The 19678-nt window shown below is 70.1% G+C and carries 18 protein-coding genes and 1 rRNA gene; 4 read left to right on the top strand and 15 right to left on the bottom strand.

Features of this window, described 5'->3' with window-relative positions:
* Window positions 1-86: 86 nt before the first annotated feature.
* A complete protein-coding gene (gene hemB / locus AB0Q90_RS22130; protein WP_363159409.1) occupies window positions 87-1079 on the bottom strand; it encodes a porphobilinogen synthase in 993 nt (330 codons plus the stop codon).
* 481 nt (window positions 1080-1560) lie between these two features.
* On the opposite strand from hemB, the gene AB0Q90_RS22125 reads away from it, so the two are divergent.
* On the top strand, window positions 1561-2973 hold the full coding sequence (locus tag AB0Q90_RS22125) for an FAD-dependent oxidoreductase (RefSeq protein WP_363159410.1): 1413 nt from the start codon (window positions 1561-1563) through the stop codon (window positions 2971-2973).
* 12 nt (window positions 2974-2985) lie between these two features.
* On the opposite strand, the gene AB0Q90_RS22120 is transcribed toward AB0Q90_RS22125, so the two are convergent.
* From AB0Q90_RS22120 to AB0Q90_RS22100, 5 genes are all read right to left on the bottom strand, one after another.
* On the bottom strand, window positions 2986-4692 hold the full coding sequence (locus tag AB0Q90_RS22120; protein WP_363159412.1) for a uroporphyrinogen-III synthase: 1707 nt from the start codon (window positions 4690-4692) through the stop codon (window positions 2986-2988).
* Window positions 4689-5648, bottom strand: a complete 960-nt coding sequence (gene hemC, locus AB0Q90_RS22115; protein WP_363159413.1) for a hydroxymethylbilane synthase — start codon at window positions 5646-5648, stop codon at window positions 4689-4691. The genes AB0Q90_RS22120 and hemC overlap by 4 nt, the downstream gene beginning before the upstream one ends.
* Window positions 5645-7426 (bottom strand): glutamyl-tRNA reductase, encoded by a 1782-nt coding sequence (locus tag AB0Q90_RS22110; RefSeq protein WP_363159414.1) that lies wholly within the window; start codon window positions 7424-7426, stop codon window positions 5645-5647. The genes hemC and AB0Q90_RS22110 overlap by 4 nt, the downstream gene beginning before the upstream one ends.
* Window positions 7423-8187 (bottom strand): redox-sensing transcriptional repressor Rex, encoded by a 765-nt coding sequence (locus AB0Q90_RS22105; RefSeq protein ID WP_363159415.1) that lies wholly within the window; start codon window positions 8185-8187, stop codon window positions 7423-7425. The genes AB0Q90_RS22110 and AB0Q90_RS22105 overlap by 4 nt, the downstream gene beginning before the upstream one ends.
* Window positions 8188-8439: 252 nt before the next feature.
* Window positions 8440-8733, bottom strand: coding sequence for a glutaredoxin family protein (locus AB0Q90_RS22100; RefSeq protein ID WP_363159416.1), 294 nt, complete (start codon window positions 8731-8733; stop codon window positions 8440-8442).
* A 107-nt stretch (window positions 8734-8840) separates the two neighbouring features.
* Between AB0Q90_RS22100 and AB0Q90_RS22095 the strand changes: the two genes are divergently transcribed.
* The 3 genes from AB0Q90_RS22095 to AB0Q90_RS22085 all read left to right on the top strand — a co-directional run bounded on the left by AB0Q90_RS22095 (window position 8841) and on the right by AB0Q90_RS22085 (window position 12364).
* The gene (locus AB0Q90_RS22095; protein WP_363159417.1) at window positions 8841-9755 is read left to right on the top strand and encodes an HAD-IB family hydrolase; all 915 of its coding nucleotides are present in this window, start codon (window positions 8841-8843) and stop codon (window positions 9753-9755) included.
* Between the two features lie 363 nt (window positions 9756-10118).
* Window positions 10119-10892, top strand: coding sequence for an ECF subfamily RNA polymerase sigma factor, BldN family (locus tag AB0Q90_RS22090; RefSeq protein WP_363159418.1), 774 nt, complete (start codon window positions 10119-10121; stop codon window positions 10890-10892).
* Window positions 10893-11125: 233 nt separating this feature from the next.
* Complete coding sequence (locus AB0Q90_RS22085) at window positions 11126-12364, top strand: DUF5667 domain-containing protein (protein WP_363159419.1); 1239 nt, start codon at window positions 11126-11128, stop codon at window positions 12362-12364.
* An 89-nt stretch (window positions 12365-12453) separates the two neighbouring features.
* Here the strand turns inward: AB0Q90_RS22085 and AB0Q90_RS22080 are convergent, their stop codons facing one another.
* From AB0Q90_RS22080 to rrf, 9 genes are all read right to left on the bottom strand, one after another.
* The gene (locus AB0Q90_RS22080) at window positions 12454-13515 is read right to left on the bottom strand and encodes a lysophospholipid acyltransferase family protein (protein ID WP_363159420.1); all 1062 of its coding nucleotides are present in this window, start codon (window positions 13513-13515) and stop codon (window positions 12454-12456) included.
* 14 nt (window positions 13516-13529) lie between these two features.
* Complete coding sequence (locus AB0Q90_RS22075; protein WP_363159421.1) at window positions 13530-14591, bottom strand: NAD-dependent epimerase/dehydratase family protein; 1062 nt, start codon at window positions 14589-14591, stop codon at window positions 13530-13532.
* A 247-nt stretch (window positions 14592-14838) separates the two neighbouring features.
* The gene (locus AB0Q90_RS22070) at window positions 14839-14937 is read right to left on the bottom strand and encodes an AURKAIP1/COX24 domain-containing protein (protein ID WP_003948845.1); all 99 of its coding nucleotides are present in this window, start codon (window positions 14935-14937) and stop codon (window positions 14839-14841) included.
* Between the two features lie 156 nt (window positions 14938-15093).
* Window positions 15094-15306: a helix-turn-helix domain-containing protein gene (locus AB0Q90_RS22065; protein ID WP_004984898.1), complete on the bottom strand. Its 213-nt coding sequence runs from the start codon at window positions 15304-15306 to the stop codon at window positions 15094-15096.
* A 129-nt stretch (window positions 15307-15435) separates the two neighbouring features.
* On the bottom strand, window positions 15436-16251 hold the full coding sequence (locus AB0Q90_RS22060; protein WP_363159422.1) for a phosphatase: 816 nt from the start codon (window positions 16249-16251) through the stop codon (window positions 15436-15438).
* A gap of 200 nt (window positions 16252-16451) precedes the next feature.
* A complete protein-coding gene (locus AB0Q90_RS22055) occupies window positions 16452-17627 on the bottom strand; it encodes an acetoin utilization protein AcuC (protein WP_363159423.1) in 1176 nt (391 codons plus the stop codon).
* A complete protein-coding gene (locus tag AB0Q90_RS22050) occupies window positions 17578-18798 on the bottom strand; it encodes an MFS transporter (RefSeq protein WP_363159424.1) in 1221 nt (406 codons plus the stop codon). The genes AB0Q90_RS22055 and AB0Q90_RS22050 overlap by 50 nt, the downstream gene beginning before the upstream one ends.
* An 83-nt stretch (window positions 18799-18881) precedes the next feature.
* Window positions 18882-19526 carry an HAD family hydrolase gene (locus tag AB0Q90_RS22045; protein ID WP_363159425.1) on the bottom strand — a complete coding sequence of 215 codons (645 nt, stop codon included), beginning with the start codon at window positions 19524-19526 and terminating at the stop codon, window positions 18882-18884.
* A 71-nt stretch (window positions 19527-19597) separates the two neighbouring features.
* Window positions 19598-19678: ribosomal RNA gene (rrf, locus tag AB0Q90_RS22040) — 5S ribosomal RNA — on the bottom strand; the annotation flags it as partial.

Raw genomic sequence — 19678 nt, 5'->3', positions numbered from 1 at the left:
GCTTACAAGCAGCTTTCCGGGATCCGGACCGAGGGAACCTGTCCGCTGTGTGCCGTGCCTTGTCGTGTCGTCCCGTCGACGATGAACTACCGCAGCATCTGGGCCGCTTCGGTGGCCCAGTAGGTGAGGATGTTGCGCGCGCCGGCCCGCTTGATGCCGGTGAGCGTCTCCAGGATCGCGCGGTCCCGGTCGATCCAGCCCTTCTCGGCGGCGGCCTCGATCATCGAGTACTCGCCGGAGATCTGGTAGGCGGCCACCGGCACATCGACGGCCTCGGCGACCTTCGCCAGGATGTCGAGGTAGGGCCCGGCAGGCTTGACCATCACCATGTCGGCCCCCTCCTCCAGGTCCAGCGCCAACTCCCGCATGGACTCACGAACGTTGGCGGAATCCTGCTGATAGGTCTTCCGGTCGCCCTGCAGCGACGAGCCGACGGCCTCCCGGAACGGACCGTAGAACGCGGAGGCGTACTTGACCGTGTAAGCAAGCACGGCCACGTCCTCCCGCCCGATCTGGTCGAGGGCATCCCGAACGACCCCGATCTGCCCGTCCATCATCCCGCTGGGCCCTACGACATGGGCGCCGGCGTCGGCCTGCACCTGAGCCATCTCGGCGTACCGCTCCAGGGTGGCGTCGTTGTCGACGCGCCCCTCGGCGTCGAGCACCCCGCAATGCCCGTGATCGGTGGTCTCGTCCAGGCACAGGTCGGACATCACGAGCAGCTCGTCGCCCACCTCGGCCCGCACGTCCCGGATGGCGACCTGCAGAATCCCCTCCGGGTCGGTCCCGGGAGTCCCGAGCGCATCCTTCTTGGACTCCTCCGGCACCCCGAAGAGCATGATCCCGGAGACCCCGGCGGCCACGGCCTCCGCGGCCGCCTTCTTCAGGCTGTCCCGCGTGTGCTGTACGACGCCCGGCATCGCCGCGATCGGCACCGGCTCACTGACACCCTCACGCACGAACGCCGGAAGGATGAAGTCGGCCGGGTGCAGCCGCGTCTCGGCAACCATCCGCCGCATAACGGGAGTAGTCCTCAGCCGCCGAGGCCGGGTACCGGGAAAGGATCCATACGTCGACATACCACCTACGCTACGCCCGCCCCAGGAACCCCGATGCCGACTCAGTGTCGGCGGGGCGCTCCGCGGGGTGGCGGGTAGGGGGGTGACACGTATCCCTCGCAAGTGCAGGCCGGTGGGGGTTACTCGCGCAGTTCCCCGCGCCCCTTCGGGGCGCTGCCAGCTGCGGGCACGCGTGCAGCTGAGGCGGCGCCCACCCCGGCAGGCGGTGCGGATGGAGCCGCTGATCCTGCGGGCATGAGTGCCGCCTGGGGCGGCACGGGTGGGCGCAGGCGGCACCCCGCTAGCGCCGGGCTGCGCGACCCACCCCCACGCCGGCCCCCACCCAGGGCACCACACGACCCACGCCAGCCCCCCGCCCCCCACATGCGCCCCACCCACCCCAGCGCGATCCTGAAAGAACCGGATCAACAAGTGGACCCCGACGGCCGCCGCAGATCTCCGACCGCCGCCGTCCCTCCGTACTCGCGCCGCGGAGGACCCCATGACCACGACCCCCCACCCCCACCACACCCCCCACCAGACCCCCGACCGCTTCGCCCTCTCGGACATCCGGGGCCCGGTCCTGCGCCCCGGCGACGACGGCTACGCGGACGAAGTCACCGGCTTCAATCTCGCCGCCCTGCACACCCCGGAACTCGTCGTCGGAGCAACCGGCCCGGACGACATCGTGGCCGCCCTCCGCTGGGCGTCCGACACCCACACCCCCGTAGCCGTCCAGGCCACCGGCCACGGCGCCAACTTCCCCATCGAAAGAGGCCTCCTGATCAGCACGGCCCGCATGACGGACGTAACGGTCGACCCCGCCACCCGCACAGCCACGATCGCCGCGGGAGCGAAGTGGAGCCACGTCCTGGAGGCATCCGCCCCCCACGGCCTCTCCGCACTCAACGGCTCGTCCACCGACGCGGGCGTCGTCGGCTACGCCCTCGGCGGCGGCCTCCCCGTCCTCGGCCGTACCTACGGCTACGCGGCCGACCTGGTCCGCTCCTTCCACGTGGTCACCCCGGACGGCACCCTCCGCAAGGTGGACGCGACCCACGAACCGGACCTCTTCTGGGCACTGCGCGGCGGCAAGGGCAACGTAGGAGTGGTGACGTCCCTGGTCACCGACCTGCTCCCGCTCTCCCGCATCCTGGGCGGCGGCATCTACTGCGCGGGCGAGGACGCCGAGCCCCTGCTGCGCGCCTGGGCGGACTGGACCCGCACGGTGCCGATGGAGATGAACAGCACGTTCAGCCTGCTGCGGCTGCCCCCGTTCCCGGAGATCCCCGAGCCCTTCCGCGGCCGCTTCTGGGCCCGCGTCTGCCTGGCCTGGACGGGCGATGCGGCCGAGGGCGAGAACCTGCTGGCACCGCTCCGCGCGGCCGCACCGGTCGTCGTGGACACGGTGGAGGAGATGGACTACACCGCCGTGGACCGCGTCTACATGGACCCCCAGGACCCGCTCCCCGCCCGCGAGTCCTGCGCCCTGCTGCGCGACCTGCCCGAGGAGGCCATCCGGACATTCCTCGCCGAGGTGGGACCCGAGGCCCCCGACTGCCCCCTGCTCCTGATCGAGATCCGCCACATGGGCGGCGCGCTCTCCCGCCCCGCCCCCGTCGACGACGCGGTCTGCGCCCGCGACGCCGAGTACCTCCTGGAAGCGGTCGGCGTCCTGGCCGCACCCCCCGCGGCCGAGGCGGTCGAGCAGGCCACGCAGTCTCTGAACACCGCGATGGCCCCGTACGGCACCGGCCGCACCATGGTCAATCTCCACGGCACCCCGGGCGACGCCACGGACCGCGCCCGCGCCTGGACCCCGGAGGTCTACCACCGTCTGCAACGGACGAAGTCGACGTACGACCCCCAGAACCTGCTGCGTTACGGCCACACGGTCGCACCCGCGCAGCCGTAACGCCCGTAACGCCTAGGTCGTCGTACGACGCCTGCGCGCCCCCGGCCTCCGCTCGCTCGGCCGAGTCACCGGATCCCCGGCCTCGACCGCCGCGGCCCGGCGCCGCAGACCGAAGTCCGCGAGCGCCTCCGCCAGCTTGTGCACGGACGGCTCCGGAGCCATCACGTCGACCCGCAGCCCGTGCTCCTCGGCGGTCTTCGCCGTGGCCGGACCGATACAGGCGATCACCGTCACGTTGTGCGGCTTGCCGGCGATGCCCACCAGGTTGCGCACGGTCGAGGACGACGTGAAGAGAACGGCGTCGAAGCCACCCCCCTTGATCGCCTCACGGGTGTCCGCCGGCGGCGGCGAGGCCCGCACGGTCCGGTACGCCGTGACGTCGTCGACCTCCCAGCCCAGCTCGATGAGCCCGGCGACGAGGGTCTCGGTCGCGATGTCCGCCCGGGGCAGGAACACCCGGTCAATGGGATCGAACACCGGGTCGTACGGCGGCCAGTCCTCCAGCAGCCCGGCGGCCGACTGCTCCCCGCTCGGCACCAGATCCGGCTTCACACCGAACGCGATCAGCGCCTTCGCGGTCTGCTCCCCGACCGCGGCCACCTTGATGCCCGCGAACGCCCGCGCGTCGAGCCCGTACTCCTCGAACTTCTCCCGCACGGCCTTGACGGCGTTCACCGAGGTGAAGGCGATCCACTCGTAGCGGCCCGTCACCAGGCCCTTGACCGCGCGCTCCATCTGCTGGGGCGTGCGCGGCGGCTCGACGGCGATCGTCGGCACCTCGTGCGGCACGGCCCCGTAGGACCGCAGCTGGTCGGAGAGCGACGCCGCCTGCTCCTTCGTCCGCGGTACGAGCACCTTCCAGCCGAACAGCGGCTTGGACTCGAACCACGACAGCTGGTCGCGCTGCGCGGCGGCGGAACGCTCACCGACCACGGCTATCACCGGCCGACCGCCGTCCGGCGACGGCAGCACCTTGGCCTGCTTCAGCGTCTGCGCGATCGTGCCCAGCGTCGCCGTCCACGTCCGCTGACGAGTGGTCGTACCAGCGACCGTGACCGTCATCGGCGTATCGGGCTTGCGGCCGGCCGCCACCAGCTCACCGGCGGCAGCGGCGACGGAGTCGAGCGTCGTCGAGACGACAACGGTCCCGTCCGACGCACCCACCTCCGTCCAGCACCGGTCGGAAGCCGTGCGCGCGTCCACGAACCGCACGTCCGCGCCCTGGGCGTCCCGCAATGGCACACCGGCGTACGCGGGCACGCCGACCGCGGCCGCGACACCGGGGACCACCTCGAAGGGCACCCCGGCCGCGGCGCACGCCAGCATCTCCTCGGCGGCGTACGTGTCGAGCCCGGGATCCCCGGACACCGCACGCACGACCCGCCTGCCGCCCCGCGCGGCCTCCATGACAAGATGTGCGGCATCCCGCGCGGCGGGTGCCCCAGCGGTCGTTGACGCGCCGTCAACAACCGCTAGTTGAGGCGTGCCTGTGCCCGGAACGGGGTCCGACGAAGGATCCGTCTCCGTGTTCACGACGGCTACGCCCGGCCTGGCGTGCACACGTACGACGTCGAGCACCTCGTGCTCGGCGACGAGAACGTCCGCGTTCGCCAGCGCCTCCACGGCGCGCAGAGTCAGCAGTCCCGGATCCCCGGGTCCGGCACCGAGGAAGGTGACGTGCCCGTGTTCGAGGCCGGCGGGAAGGGTGGTGGGGCTCAATGTGCTCGCTCCCCCATCAGACCGGCCGCGCCCTGGGCAAGCATCTCGGCAGCGAGTTCGCGACCGAGCGCCAGCGCCTGCTCGTGCGTCTCGGGCACGGGACCGGTGGTGGACAGCTGCACCGTACGAGTGCCGTCGGTCGTGCCGACGACGCCCCGCAGGCGCATTTCCTTGACAATCTGCCCGTCGGCCAGAAGGTCGGCCAGCGCGCCCACAGGGGCGGAGCAGCCGGCCTCCAGGGCGGCGAGCAGTGACCGCTCGGCGGTGACGGCGACCCGCGTGAACGGGTCGTCGAGCTCACCGAGCGCGGCGATGAGGTCCGCGTTGTCCGCGGTGCACTCGATCGCCAGGGCCCCCTGGCCGGGGGCGGGCAGAACTGTGTCGACCGACAGGAAGTCGGTCACCTCGTCGATGCGCCCGATGCGGTTCAGGCCGGCGGCCGCCAGCACCACCGCATCCAGCTCACCGTCGTGCACGTACCGGATCCGCGTGTCGACGTTCCCGCGGATCGGCACCGTCTCGATGTCCAGCCCATGGGCGCGGGCGTACGCGTTCAGCTGGGCCATGCGGCGCGGCGAACCCGTACCGATGCGCGCCCCGCGCGGCAGGTCGGTGAACTTCAGCGCGTCGCGGGCGACGATGACGTCCCGCGGGTCCTCGCGGACGGGGACGGCGGCCAGCGTCAGCTCCTCGGGCTGCGTGGTCGGCAGGTCCTTCAGCGAGTGCACCGCGAAGTCGACCTCGCCGCGCAGCAGCGCGTCCCGCAATGCGGTCACGAACACACCCGTGCCGCCGATCTGCGCGAGGTTCTCCCGCGACACATCCCCGTACGTGGTGATCTCGACGAGCTCGACGGGCCGCCCGGTCACCTGGCTCACGGCGTCCGCCACCAGCCCGGACTGGGCCATGGCGAGCTTGCTCCGCCGGGTCCCGAGCCGTAGCGCCTTGTCCCTCATGATGCCGGCCCTCGGTCTTTCTCATCAGTGCTCTTCTCGGCCCGCGAGACGGCGGCAACCGTCTCCGGGTCGAGGTCGAACAGGGTCCGCAGCGCGTCCGCGTACCCGGCACCGCCGGGCTCGGCCGCGAGCTGCTTGACCCGTACGGTCGGCGCGTGCAGCAGCTTGTCCACGACGCGCTTCACGGTCTGGGTGATCTCGGCGCGGTGCTTGTCGTCGAGCCCGGGCAGCCGCCCTTCGAGCCGGGCGATCTCACCGGCCACGACATCGGCGGCCATGCTCCGCAGCGCCACGACGGTCGGCGTGATGTGCGCGGCCCTGAGCGCCGCCCCGAACGCCGCGACCTCGTCGGAGACGATACGGCGGACCTGGTCGACGTCGGAGGCCATCGGGGCGTCGGCCGAGGCCTCGGCCAGCGACTCGATGTCCACCAGCCGCACCCCGGCCATCCGGTGCACGGCGGCGTCGATGTCACGGGGCATCGCAAGATCAAGAAGGAAGAGCACGGGCTCGGGCGCCTCAACGACCGCCTCGGGCCGACGCCGCTCAGGAATCCGCCCGACAGTGGCAGCGGCGGCGGCCAGCGCGGCAATCGCGTCAGCCTCATCGGCCGCACTCTGCGGGCGCACGCTCCCGTTGTCCACCCAGACGGCATGCTGCTCCAACTCGGCAGCACCCATCCCGGCAACAGCGGCCTCCCCGAGCACGGAGAACCCAGCGGTGGCAGGCAGATCAAGCGGACAGTTCTCGTCAGCACCCGCCGCCCAGCTGCGGGCAGCAGCGCCACTTGCCTCACCCGTCAGGCTGCGGGCAGCAGCGCCGCTCGCCTCACCCGTCAGGCTGCGGGCATGCGTGCCGCCTGGGGCGGCCCCGCTGCCAAAGAGAGGCGGCACCCCGTAAGCGCCGGGCTGCGCGACCGACCCCCGGCCGACACCAGCGTCCAGCGCCCCCTCAACCGCAGCTGCAACCACATCCGCAGTCAGCACCAGCCCCGTAGCCCCGGTACAGGACACCACAACATCGGCACGTGTCAGCTCATCCGCCACAGCACCCATCGGCACCGCGCGAGCCACACCACCAACACCGTCGTTCAAAATCTCCGCAAGCCGCTCGGCCCGATCGGCAGTCCGGTTGGCGATGACAACCTCGCCCACCCCCGCCCGCACCAGCGTCGCCGCCGCCAGCGAGGACATCGACCCGGCACCGATCACCAGCGCCTTCTTGCCCCGCGCCCAGTCCTGCACCGCCGTACCGCGAGCCAGCTGCTCAAGCCCGAAGGTGACCAGCGACTGTCCAGCCCGGTCGATACCGGTCTCGGAGTGCGCACGCTTGCCGACCCGCAGCGCCTGCTGGAACAGGTCGTTCGTCAGCCGCCCGGCGCTGTGCAGCTCCTGCGCCCGCGCCAGGGAGTCCTTGATCTGGCCGAGGATCTGCCCCTCGCCGACGACCATCGAGTCGAGCCCGCAGGCCACGGAGAACAGATGGTGGACGGCCCGGTCCTCGTAATGCACGTACAGATACGGAGTCAGCTCGTCGAGCCCGACCCCGCTGTGCTGGGCCAGCAGCGTGGACAGCTCGGCCACACCGGCATGGAACTTGTCCACGTCGGCGTACAGCTCGATCCGGTTGCAGGTCGCGAGGACCGCGGCCTCGGTGGCCGGTTCGGCGGCGACGGTGTCCTGCAACAGCTTGATCTGCGCGTCCGCATTCAGCGCCGCCCGCTCCAGCACGCTGACCGGTGCGCTGCGGTGGCTCAGCCCGACGACGAGGAGACTCATGCCGGCATCACGGCGGGTACGTCCCCGTCGGGCCCCTGATCGGCGGAGTCGCTCCGCGTGGTGGCGGCCGGAACCGTGCCCTCGGCCGCGGCGGCCTCCTCGCCGGCCTTGCGCTGCTCGTGGAAGGCGAGGATCTGCAGCTCGATGGAGAGGTCGACCTTGCGCACGTCGACGCCGTCCGGGACGGACAGCACGGTCGGCGCGAAGTTCAGGATGGAGGTGACCCCGGCGGCGACGAGCCGCTCGCAGACCTGCTGGGCGGCACCGGCGGGCGTGGCGATGACACCGATGGACACACCGTTGTCCTCGATGATCCGCTCAAGGTCGTCGGTGTGCTGCACGGGGATCCCGGCCACGGGCTTTCCGGCCATTGCGGGATCGGCGTCGATGAGCGCCGCGACACGGAAACCGCGCGAGGCGAAGCCGCCGTAGTTGGCCAGCGCGGCGCCGAGGTTACCGATGCCTACGATCACAACCGGCCAGTCCTGGGTCAGGCCCAGTTCGCGGGAGATCTGGTAGACGAGATACTCGACGTCGTAGCCGACGCCCCGGGTCCCGTAGGAGCCGAGGTAGGAGAAGTCCTTGCGCAGCTTCGCGGAGTTGACCCCCGCGGCGGCCGCGAGCTCCTCGGAGGAGACCGTGGGTACCGAGCGCTCCGACAGTGCGGTCAGCGCGCGGAGGTACAGCGGAAGCCGGGCGACGGTGGCCTCGGGAATCCCTCGGCTACGGGTCGCCGGTCGGTGAGTTCGGCCAGTTGCCACGGTGCTCCTGCGGGTAGAGCGGGGCTGCAGGCGGTCATACGTCCCCAGACCGCCCCGTCGAAAGCAGGCTATGTCTTTGTGAACGCGTGCACAAAGATGGTGTCCGATTTGCCCGGCCAACGTGACCGGGGTCACGCGCTGTCGCCTCATGGCCCACACGGGGGTCAAAACCGAACACTCTCCTCAACGATCCCCACCCCCGAGACCAGGTCGCCGACGATCCTAAGTCAGTTTCCGGGCCAGTTGGACTACTCAGTCAGTGCCCGACAGGGCGGCACGCAGGCGGACCTCGTTCACCCGCCAGAACGTGTGCTGCTTGCCGTCGACGAGTACGACGGGGATCTGTTCCCAATACTGGTCGTGGAGTTGGGGATCCTGGGTGATGTCCTTCTGTTCCCAGGGAACACCCAGATCACCGCAGACCTTCTCGATGACGATCTGTGCGTCATCACACAGATGACAGCCGGGCTTGCGGATGAGGGTGACGAGCCGGTCCGCGGGCACCTTGGCCGGCTTGCGGCGGAAGACGGGACTCATGTCAGCCATTCTCGCGCGCCCACGCGCGCGTGTTTAACGGCACAGTCGCGGAGAGTTCACAGGCTTCAAACCTCTCGACTCCGGAACCACCGAACAAACTGGCTATGCTCACGGGCATGGCCGCTCTCGGATGGCTCACTCCCCGTAGGCGCTCCGCCACGGCGCGGAGCGTGTTGGCAGGCGAGGCCTCGGCGGAGGCAGCGCGCAAGTCCGTCCCCGAAACCCTCCCCGAGGAGGAACCGGAGTTCCCGGTGCTGGGCGACGACAAGGCAGCCGCGTTCTTCGACCTGGACAACACCGTGATGCAGGGCGCCGCGCTGTTCCACTTCGGCCGGGGCCTGTACAAGCGGAAGTTCTTCGAGACCCGCGACCTGGCGAGGTTCGCCTGGCAGCAGGCGTGGTTCAGGCTGGCGGGCGTCGAGGACCCCGAGCACATGCAGGAGGCGCGCGACTCCGCGCTGTCGATCGTGCAGGGTCACCGGGTCTCGGAGCTGATGTCGATCGGCGAGGAGATCTACGACGAGTACATGGCCGAGCGCATCTGGCCGGGCACCCGTGCGCTGGCCCAGGCCCACCTCGACGCGGGCCAGAAGGTGTGGCTGGTCACGGCGGCGCCGGTGGAGATCGCCCAGGTCATCGCCCGCCGCCTCGGCCTGACCGGTGCGCTGGGTACGGTCGCGGAGTCGGTGGACGGCGTCTACACGGGCAAGTTGGTCGGCGAACCGCTGCACGGCCCGGCGAAGGCGGAGGCGGTCCGCGCCCTGGCCTCGGCGGAGGGCCTGGACCTGTCCCGCTGCGCGGCCTACAGCGACAGCCACAACGACATCCCGATGCTGTCGCTGGTCGGCCACCCCTACGCGATCAACCCGGACACCAAGCTCCGCAAGCACGCCCGCGAACTGGACTGGCGCCTGCGCGACTACCGCACGGGCCGCAAGGCGGCGAAGGTCGGCATCCCGGCCGCGGCGGGCGTGGGCGCGGTGGCGGGCGGCACGGCTGCGGCCATCGCGATCTCGCGCCGCCGGCGGTAACGCCCGCGGCGCGTCCCCGCGCTCACCTCTGATCACGAACGCCCCGCGCCGCCCGATCCCGGCCAATCCCCGCTCCGTACCCGCAAAACCCCCTGTCCAGTCCCCTTGGCTGCACACGGCCACAACACGCCCCGCACCCGACCGAAACCTGATCCTTTCCGATCAACAACTGGTCACTGTGCGGCACTTGATCGGGCGTCAATCGGTTACAGAAGCGACGTAATCGATGATTTGAGCAACTGGGTGTAGCAGCGCCTGCACGAAGCGTTATTCTCCTCAGACGCAATCCGGTACCCCTCCGTCGCTACGACGGGTGAACGGTCCCGCACTGCACGTGATGGAAGCTCTGCCTCTGGGAGTCCCGTGTACCCACACGTCGGGGTTGACGCCTCGGGCCTGGCTACGCTGCGCGCAACGGTCCAAGACCTGTTGCGCGGCTTCGTCCCCACCGCGTACGCCGTCCCCGCCCTCGCCGTAGCCGCCGCACCCGTCGGCCCGTGCTACGCGCTCGCCGACGGCGGCGCCGCCGTCGGCAGACGGGGGCGTTCGGCCGGCGCCACCACTGCCCGGCGGCCGGCCGCGGACAGCGACAGCGCCCGGATGATGGATCTCGTCGAGCGGGCACAGGCCGGCGAGGCGGACGCGTTCGGGCGGCTCTACGACCAGTACAGCGACACCGTGTACCGCTACATCTACTACCGGGTCGGCGGGAAGGCGACCGCCGAGGACCTGACGAGCGAGACCTTTCTGCGCGCGCTCAGAAGGATCGGCACCTTCACCTGGCAGGGCCGGGACTTCGGCGCCTGGCTCGTCACCATCGCCCGCAACCTCGTCGCCGACCACTTCAAGTCCAGCCGCTTCCGGCTGGAGGTGACCACCGGCGAGATGCTCGACGCCAACGAGGTCGAGCGGTCCCCCGAGGACTCCGTCCTGGAGTCGCTCTCCAACGCCGCCCTCCTCGACGCCGTACGACGGCTCAACCCCCAGCAGCAGGAGTGCGTGACGCTCCGCTTCCTCCAGGGCCTCTCCGTCGCCGAGACCGCCCGCGTCATGGGCAAGAACGAGGGCGCCATCAAGACCCTCCAATACCGGGCCGTACGCACCCTGGCCCGGCTCCTCCCGGACGACGCCCGCTGACCGTGCACACTCAGTAGTACCCAACTCGCTGTCAGTGAAAGTCCGTTGACTCCCCGATCCGATCATCCGCCGTCCGTAACCCAAGTGCCGCGACGCTCGTTGTGCGGGATGCAGGCTCCCTGTGGTCACTACCCGGCCACCTCCGATCACTCGATCGTGTGGATGTGGTCAGGGTGTGCAACCCTCAGGACCCCCTGGGGAGTCGACCGTCATGACGAGAGGAGGTGCCGCCAGTGATCGCGAACGTATCGGCGCACCGGCGGGCGAACGCCTTCGCCCAGGCCCTGGAGGAGCAGTCCGACCGGGGCACGGCGGCCGAGCAGTCCGAAGGATCGGCACCGTCCCCGGCGCTCGCGGAACAGACCGAGCAGGGCCGTCTGTTGGCCCTCGCGACCGGTCTCGGCGAGCTGCCCAAGCCAGTGCTGGATCCCGAGGTCAAGGTCGTCCAGCGGGCCCAGCTCGTGGCCGCGATGGAGGCCATGCTGCTGGAGGGCACCGCGGGAGGCGGAGCGGATCCTTCGGTACCCGAGCAGCGCTCGCCCCGAGGGCGGGGCGCGCACCGGGCGAGCCCGCTGGGCAAGCTGCGACCGCGTTCCCGGCTCACCAAGGGCCTCGCCGCGGGCGGCCTCAGCGTCGGGGTGGCCGCCGGCGCCTTCGGCGGAGTCGCCGCTGCCAGCGGTGACGCCCTGCCCGGCGACTCGCTCTACGGCCTCAAACGCGGCATCGAGGACTTCAAGCGCGGTCTGGCCGACGGGGACAGCGAGCGCGGCCGGGTCTACCTCGACCAGGCCTCCACCCGCCTGAGCGAGGCCCGCCGGCTGATGGAGCGCGACCGTGGCGGCCACCTCGACCACGAGTCCGTCGGCGAGATCCGCCGCGCCCTGTCCGGGATGCAGCACGACGCCTCCGAGGGCCACCGCCTGCTCTCCGCGGCGTACGAGGCCGACCCGGACTCCCTCGGCCCCATGCAGGCCCTCTCCGCCTTCTCGCGCTCGCACCGCGACGTCTGGGGCGCCCTGCGCGACCGGCTCCCCGTACAGCTGGGCGATGTGAGTCAGCAGGTGTCGTCGGTGTTCGACGCCATAGACCAGGACGTCGCCCCGCTGCAGTCCCTGCTCCCGCAGCCGCCCGCCGAGACCGGCGGCGACGGCAAGCGGCAGGGCGGCTCCGCCTCCGCGTCCACCGGCACCTCCGGTACGGACAGCCCGGCGGCGCCCAGCAGCGGCAGCGGCACCTCCGACGGCAGCCAGTCCGGCACCGGCAGCCCCAGCAGGTCCGCGGGCTCCGGCAGCACGGACGACGGCCTGCTCGGCGGCAGCACCGGCGGCCTGCTCGACCCGCCGGTGGACAGCACCGGCAGCTCCGCGCCGTCCACCAGCAGTACGCCGACCAGCGAGCCGGACGTCACCCTCCCGCCGCTGCTCCCGGGCCTGCTGCCCGGCCTGGGCATCGACGGCGAGGACGCGAGCTAACCGGTACGCCCGTAGGGGGCGCCCCTCTCACGAGGAGCGCCCCCTACGTCGTATGAACGTTTCTTCAGGCTCCGACTCGGGGCGACGGCTCAGAAGAAGACCGACCTGCGCTGCACGAGCAGCTTGTACAGCGTGTGCTGGATCTGTTCCCTGACCTGGTCGGTCAGGTTGAACATCAGCATCGGGTCCTCGGCCGCCTCCGGCGGATAGCCGTCCGTGCGGATCGGCTCGCCGAACTGGATCGTCCACTTCGTGGGAAGCGGGATCGCGCCGAGCGGGCCCAGCCACGGGAAGGTCGGCGTCAGCGGGAAGTACGGGAAGCCCAGGACCCGGGCCAGCGTCCTGGCGTTGCCGATCATCGGGTAGATCTCCTCCGCGCCCACGATCGAACACGGGATGATCGGGGCGCCCTGCCGCAGCGCGGTGGAGACGAAGCCGCCGCGGCCGAAGCGCTGGAGCTTGTAGCGCTCGCTGAAGGGCTTGCCGATGCCCTTGAAGCCCTCCGGCATCACGCCGACCAGCTCGCCCTGGCCCAGCAGCCGCTCGGCGTCCTCCGCGCAGGCGAGGGTGTGGCCGAGCTTGCGGGCCAGCTCGTTGACCACCGGCAGCATGAAGACCAGGTCCGCCGCCAGCAGCCGGAGGTGACGGCCGGCGGGATGGTTGTCGTGGACGGCGACCTGCATCATCAGGCCGTCCAGCGGCAGCGTCCCCGAATGGTTGGCGACGATCAGGGCCCCGCCCTCGGACGGGATGTTCTCCACGCCCTTCACCTCGACCCGGAAGTACTTCTCGTACACCGGGCGCAGCAGGGACATCAGGACCTGGTCGGTGAGCTCCTCGTCGTAGCCGAAGTCGTCGACCTCGTAGTCCCCGGTGAGGCGGCGGCGCAGGAAGGACAGGCCACCGGCGATGCGCCGCTCCAGGCTGCCGCCGTCCTGCGGCTCCTGCGGCTGTTGCGGCTGCTGCTCCTCACGGGTCACAGGGACATCATCCTGCGAGGACGCCCTGCCGGGCAGGGGCTGGACCTCGCGTACCAGCGCGGGCTCCGTGCCCTTGAGCCGGCTCCCCGCGCTCCGGCGCCGCGGCGGCCGCTGTACGGCGCCACCGCGGGACCGGTCGTCGTCGAACGGAATGACCTTGGCATCCGCCATCGTTGATGCGCTCCTCAGTTGGCGCTCTGCGTCGGGGGGTGGCCGCTGCCCAGGACAGGCAGCGCGGCGATCCGGTCGACGGCCCCCGCAAGGGCCTCCGGCGGCAGCAGACCCGGGCCGCGGCTGCGCGCGAACTCCGCGAACGTCTCCGCCGTCGTGTACTTCGGCTTGAAACCGAGCGTCTCACGCATCTGGTCCGTCGCCACGACCCGGCCGTGCGTCAGCAGCCGGATCTGCTCGGGTGAGAAGTCCGTCATGCCCAGCGTACGCACCAGGGAGCCCGCCCAGGTGACGGCAGGCAGCAGCAGCGGCACGGTGGGCCGCCCGAGCCGCCGGGAGCACTGGGAGAGCAGCAGGACGCCGTCGCCGGCGATGTTGAAGGTGCCGCTGTTGAGCGTGGACCGCTCCGGTTCGTGCGAGGCGATCCGCAGCACCTCGATCACATCGTCCTCGTGCACGAACTGCAGCCGCGGGTCGTAGCCGAACACGGTCGGCAGGACGGGCAGCGAGAAGTACGAGGCGAGCGGCGAGTCCGCGGCCGGCCCCAGGATGTTGGCGAACCGCAGCACGCACACGGCGACATCGGGCCGCCGCCGCGCGAAACCGCGCACATATCCCTCGACCTCGACCGTGTCCTTGGCGAACCCGCCACTGGGCAGGGACTTGGGCGGCGTGGTCTCGGTGAACACCGCCGGGTCGCGGGGCGCGGACCCGTACACGTTCGTACTGGACTTCACCACGAGCCGCTTCACGGTCGGCGACTTCTGACAGGCACCGAGCAGCTGCATGGTCCCGATGACGTTGGTCTCCTTGACCGTGGTCCGGCTGCCACTGCCGAGCGCCGTACCCGTCACATCCATGTGTACGACGGTGTCGGCGGCCGTCTCGGCGAGCACCCGCGCGATGGTGGGCTGCCGGATGTCGGCCTGGATGAAGTCGGCACCGCCCAGATGGTGCTCCGGCGGCACCGCGTCCACGGCGATCACCCGCTCCACCTGTGGGTCACGCTGGATGCGTCGTACGAACCGGCCCCCCAGCTGGCGAGCCACTCCGGTCACGAGCACGACCTTGCCCAAGATCAGCGCCTTCCTTCCAGCACTCGTCCCTGCACCCTGCCCGCGTTCCCCGTGTGCGGCCAACTTAGCGGGTTGATGTTGCGCTGTGATGACCGCCCAATGCACGAAGTGACGACATCCACGGACGTACGAACAGACCAAGCCATGTGCCGCACATGCGTACGCACACAGCCGCCCAGCGAAGATGCGTGTGGCCCCCCACCGGTTCGGTGGGGGGCCACAGTCACGCCTGCTTTCGCGGCGCCGCTTACTTCTTGTTGCGACGCTGAACGCGCGTGCGCTTGAGCAGCTTGCGGTGCTTCTTCTTGGCCATCCGCTTGCGCCGCTTCTTGATAACAGAGCCCACGACTACCCTCGCTCACTTCTCATCACTCGGTGTTTGGGCGCCATGGGCCCACACGACCTACGAGGGGCTAGCCTACCCGCCCGAGCGCTGAGGTCGTAATCGAGGGGGACGGGGGGATCCCTGCGATGCCCTGAGGATCCCCCTCGCCCCTTGCCGTCAGGCGGTTTCCACCCCCACGTAGCTCTCGCGGAGATACTCGTGAACCGCTTGCTCGGGGACGCGGAAGGACCGCCCCACCCGGATCGCGGGCAGATGACCGCTGTGCACCAGCCGGTACACGGTCATCTTCGACACTCGCATCACCGAGGCGACTTCCGCCACGGTAAGGAACTGAACCTCGTTCAGAGGCCTCTCGCCAGCTGCAGCCATGACACACCTGAACCTTCCGCACTCGACGGCCACCGGCTTCCCCTTCCGGTGACTCTTCGTCGCTGCGTGCTCACTCCCCAATGTAGGGGCGGGTGATGCGAGTGGGGAAGAGGTGCACCCATCGGCGGCCTACTGTGACAGACACGCTCGATTGAGTACGTAGCGGGTAAGCGGCCGGTAGTAATCAGACCGCACAGCGTCATCAAGTGGAACGACGACGGACACGACCCCCTCCGCCTCCCCCACGAAGAGCGCAGGGTCATCGGTATCGGCAAGACCAATGGCCTCAAACCCCAGCTGACCTGCCCCGCAGACCCACCCGTGGTCCCCGATGACAAGCCCGGGCAGGGGCCCGCCGGCCTCCGCGGCCGCCGCCAGCGCGGTACGAACCGGGAGCGGCGAATGCGTGTGTGCGCCGGGCTCACAACCGGAGCTCAGAGGCCCGGGTTCCCGCACCAACGCGACTCCTCGTACGTAGTCAAGGTTGTACGTGCGTAGGCCGAACCGGGTCGTTATGTCGACACAGCGACCCTGCGCCGGTGTGAGAACGGCACATCCCGCCGCCGAGAGGGCGTCTGCCAAGGCGGCGTAGAACCCGAGCAGCCGGTGCGGGTGCCCGGTCCCCAGAAGCACAGGCACGCTGCGCTGCACAGCAGCAGCGAGACGCCCGGCGAAGGCGTCCAGCGCGGCCATCGTCCGCCCAGGATCGATCACATCATGGCCTGAGATGCGTTGCGGATCGGCCGAAACCCCACACTTCTCCGCCATCAACTCAATCAAATCCAGCTGCCCCCATGACCACTCGGGATCGATCCCGATCAGCACCCGAGGATCACGAGCAGCAAAGAGCCGATAACTCCGCAGACTCTCCTCCCGCGAGGTAGCCACAACCCCCGCAAGCCGAGCAGCAACCAGATGAGCACGCAGCGCTCCGACGGACAACACGGGAGCGATGGTGACGGACGGGGCGGGGCGGCGGCGGAGGAACGGGGAAACAGGGCACGGTTGGCGTAACGGCTTTCCAGCCCGTCCGGCGTTTGAGGACGAGGCCGTTCACAGGCCGAAGCGGGGGTCCGGGGGCGGCAGCCCCCGGTGACGGGACGGGTAGGGGCGGCGGGGGCGAAACAAACCCCACACCCACCGGCCTACGCCAACAGCCCCCGCAACGGAAACACCGCCCGCCGAGCCGCCAGCACAGCCTGGTCCAGCCGATCCGCAGGGTCGTACCCCGCCTCCCAGGCGGCCCACCCCACCGGCCACCGCCCATCAGTCATCCGCATCGGCCCCAACTGCCGAGTCCGCGCAAATACCTCCTGCCGCCACCCCTCAGGAATCACCGTCTCCGGCGCAATCTCCCGCCCCGCAGCAATCCCCACCAGATGCGTCCACGACCGAGGCACGACATCCACCACCGCGTACCCCCCACCCCCGAGCGCCACCCACCGCCCCTCGGCGTACTCGTGCGCCAACTCATGACACGCCACCTGCACAGCCCGCTGCGCATCCAACGACACAGCCAGATGCGCCAACGGATCCTCGAAATGCGTATCGGCCCCGTGCTGCGTCACCAACACCTGCGGCCGAAAATCAGCAATCAATTCCGGCACCACCGCATGAAACGCCCGCACCCACCCCGCATCCCCGGTCCCCGCCGGCAACGCCACATTCACGGCCGACCCCTCCGCGGCCCCCTCCGCCCCCGTCTCCTCCGGCCACCCGGTCTGCGGAAACAAGGTCCGAGGATGCTCATGCAGCGAAATCGTCAGAACCCGCGGATCCTCCCAGAACGCCGCCTGCACACCATCCCCGTGATGCACGTCGACGTCCACATACGCGACCCGCTCGGCCCCCAGCTCCAACAACCGGGCAATGGCCAACGAGGCGTCGTTGTAGATGCAGAACCCCGACGCACCCCCCGGCATCGCATGATGCAGCCCACCCGCGAAGTTCACCGCATGCAGCGCCTCCCCCCGCCACACAGCCTCCGCCGCCCCCACCGACTGCCCGGCGATGAGCGAGGACACCTCGTGCATCCCGCCGAAGGCCGGATCATCCATCGTCCCGATCCCGTACGACCCGTCCGCCGACCGCGGATCCAGGGACGCCGCCTTCACGGCCTCGATGTAGTCCTGCCGATGCACGAGCCGCAGCGTCGACTCCCCCGCCGGCTTCGCCGCAACGACGTCAAGGTCGCGGTCAAGCCCGAAGGCATCCACGAGCCTCCGGGTCAGGGCAAGCCGGACCGGGTCCATCGGATGGCCCGGCCCGAAGTCATAGCCCGTTACTGCCTCGTCCCACATCAGCTGTGCGCGGCCGCTCATGACCGTCACCGTATCGGTCCGGTTGAGCGGCGAACGACCGGGCGTACACCAGCGTCACCAGGACCAACACCATCGGCACAAGCATCGCCCCGCGATAACTCCACGCATCGCCCAAGGCCCCCACCAACGGCGAACCAATCAAAAACCCCACATAGTTGAAGACATTGAGCCGCGCGACAGCGGCATCGGACGCCCCCGGGAACAACCGCCCCGCCGCCGCGAACGTCTGCGGTACCAGCACGCACAACCCCAGCCCCAGCAAGGTGAACCCGAGCATCCCGACCCACGCCCCGGGCGCCCCCGCCACCACCGCGAACCCGACCGCGGCAACCACAGCCCCACCCCGTACGACGGTCACGGCCCCGAACCGCCGCACCCCGAGATCGCCGAGCGCCCGCCCCAGCAGCGTGGTGACCATGTAGACGTTGTACGGCACCGTCGCCAGCTGCTCACTACTCCCCAGCACGTCCTGCAGATACTTCGCGCTCCAGTTGGAGACGGTCGAGTCCCCGATGTACGCGAACGTCATCACCAGACACAGCGGCAAGAGCACCTTGAACCCGACAGCCCCCGCCCGGGCCTCGGCCTCCACCGCACCCTCTACGGCCGCGGGCTCCCCGTCGACGTACCACCCACTCCCCACCAGCGCCGCCGGCAACAGCAGCACGACCACGGGCAGATACGCCACGAACAACGCCAGATCCCAGTGCGCCCCCGCCCAGGCCAGCGACGCCCCCATGATCCCGCCCAGGCTGTACGCCGCATGGAAGCTGAGCATGATGCTGCGCCCGTACGTCCGCTGCAGACTCACCCCGAGCATGTTCATCGAGGCGTCCAGCGCCCCCACGGCCAGCCCGAACGCCCCGAGCGCCACCGCCAGTTCGACCATCCGGTCCCCGGCCCCGACCCCGAGCAGCGCCAGGAGCACCACGGGCTGGGACCAGCGCAGCACTCTGCTGGCAGGAACCCTCCGCACCAGCTTCTCGGTCGCCACACTCCCGACACCCGCCAGAATCGGTACGGCGGCCAGGAAGGCGGGCAACAGCGCGTCCGAGACCCCGTACCGATCCTGAATGGCCGGTATTCGGGTCACCAGCAGCGCAAACGCGACGCCTTGAGCGAAGAAGCTGAACGCCAACGAGGCCCTGCCGCGCCGCAGCACATCAGTCATGGCGGCGAGCGTAGGGCCCCGGCGTACCCGTGGGTAGATCCAGCCAAAGATGAATTTCACTCAGCTTTGATCCGGTGGCGGTCTCACAGGAGCAGGTCGGCCAACTCCCCCATGTCGGAGAAGAGTCCAGTGGCCTGGGAGAGCTTCGCCGCCGGCGTCATGGCGGTAAACCCGTAGACGTCCATCCCGGCGGCGACAGCCGCCTGCACGCCCAGCGGACTGTCCTCGATCACCACGCACCGCGCGGGCTCGACCCCCATCCGCTCCGCCGCGTACAGGAAGAGATCCGGCGCCGGCTTCCCCCGCCCCACATCCTGCGAACTGAAGATCCGGGACTCCTCGAACCACCGGTCCAGCCCGGTCTTCCGGTGCCCGACCCGAATCCGCTCATGACTCCCGGAAGAGGCCACGCAGTACGGCACCTCGTCCGCGGCAAGCTTCTCCAGCACCCCGCCGGCCCCCGCCACCGGCTCCAGCTCCCGCTCGAAGGCCGCGAACACCCGCCCGTGAAAGACGTCGTCGAACTCCTCGGGAAGCCGCTGCCCCGTCCGCTCCAGGACCAGCTCATGGATCCGGTGCATGGCGGACCCCATGTAGTCCCGGATGGACTCCTCGTACGAGGTCGGGTGCCCGAGCTCGGTCAGATAGGCGGCCAGGTGCCGGTTGGAGATCGGCTCACTGTCGACGAGGACGCCGTCGTTGTCGAAGATAACCAAGTCATAGCGCATGCCTAGACCCTAAAGGACCCTGAAATGCAGAAAACCCCGCACCATCAGGTGCGGGGTTTTCCCTAAAATTTGTTCGGCGGCGTCCTACTCTCCCACAGGGTCCCCCCTGCAGTACCATCGGCGCTGTGAGGCTTAGCTTCCGGGTTCGGAAT

Origin of the sequence: Streptomyces sp. NPDC079141, from assembly GCF_040686775.1 — a bacterium.
Taxonomy (GTDB): Bacteria; Actinomycetota; Actinomycetes; order Streptomycetales; family Streptomycetaceae; genus Streptomyces.
Note: the sequence above shows the minus strand (reverse complement) of the source record. Positions and strands in the feature narration are given on the sequence as shown.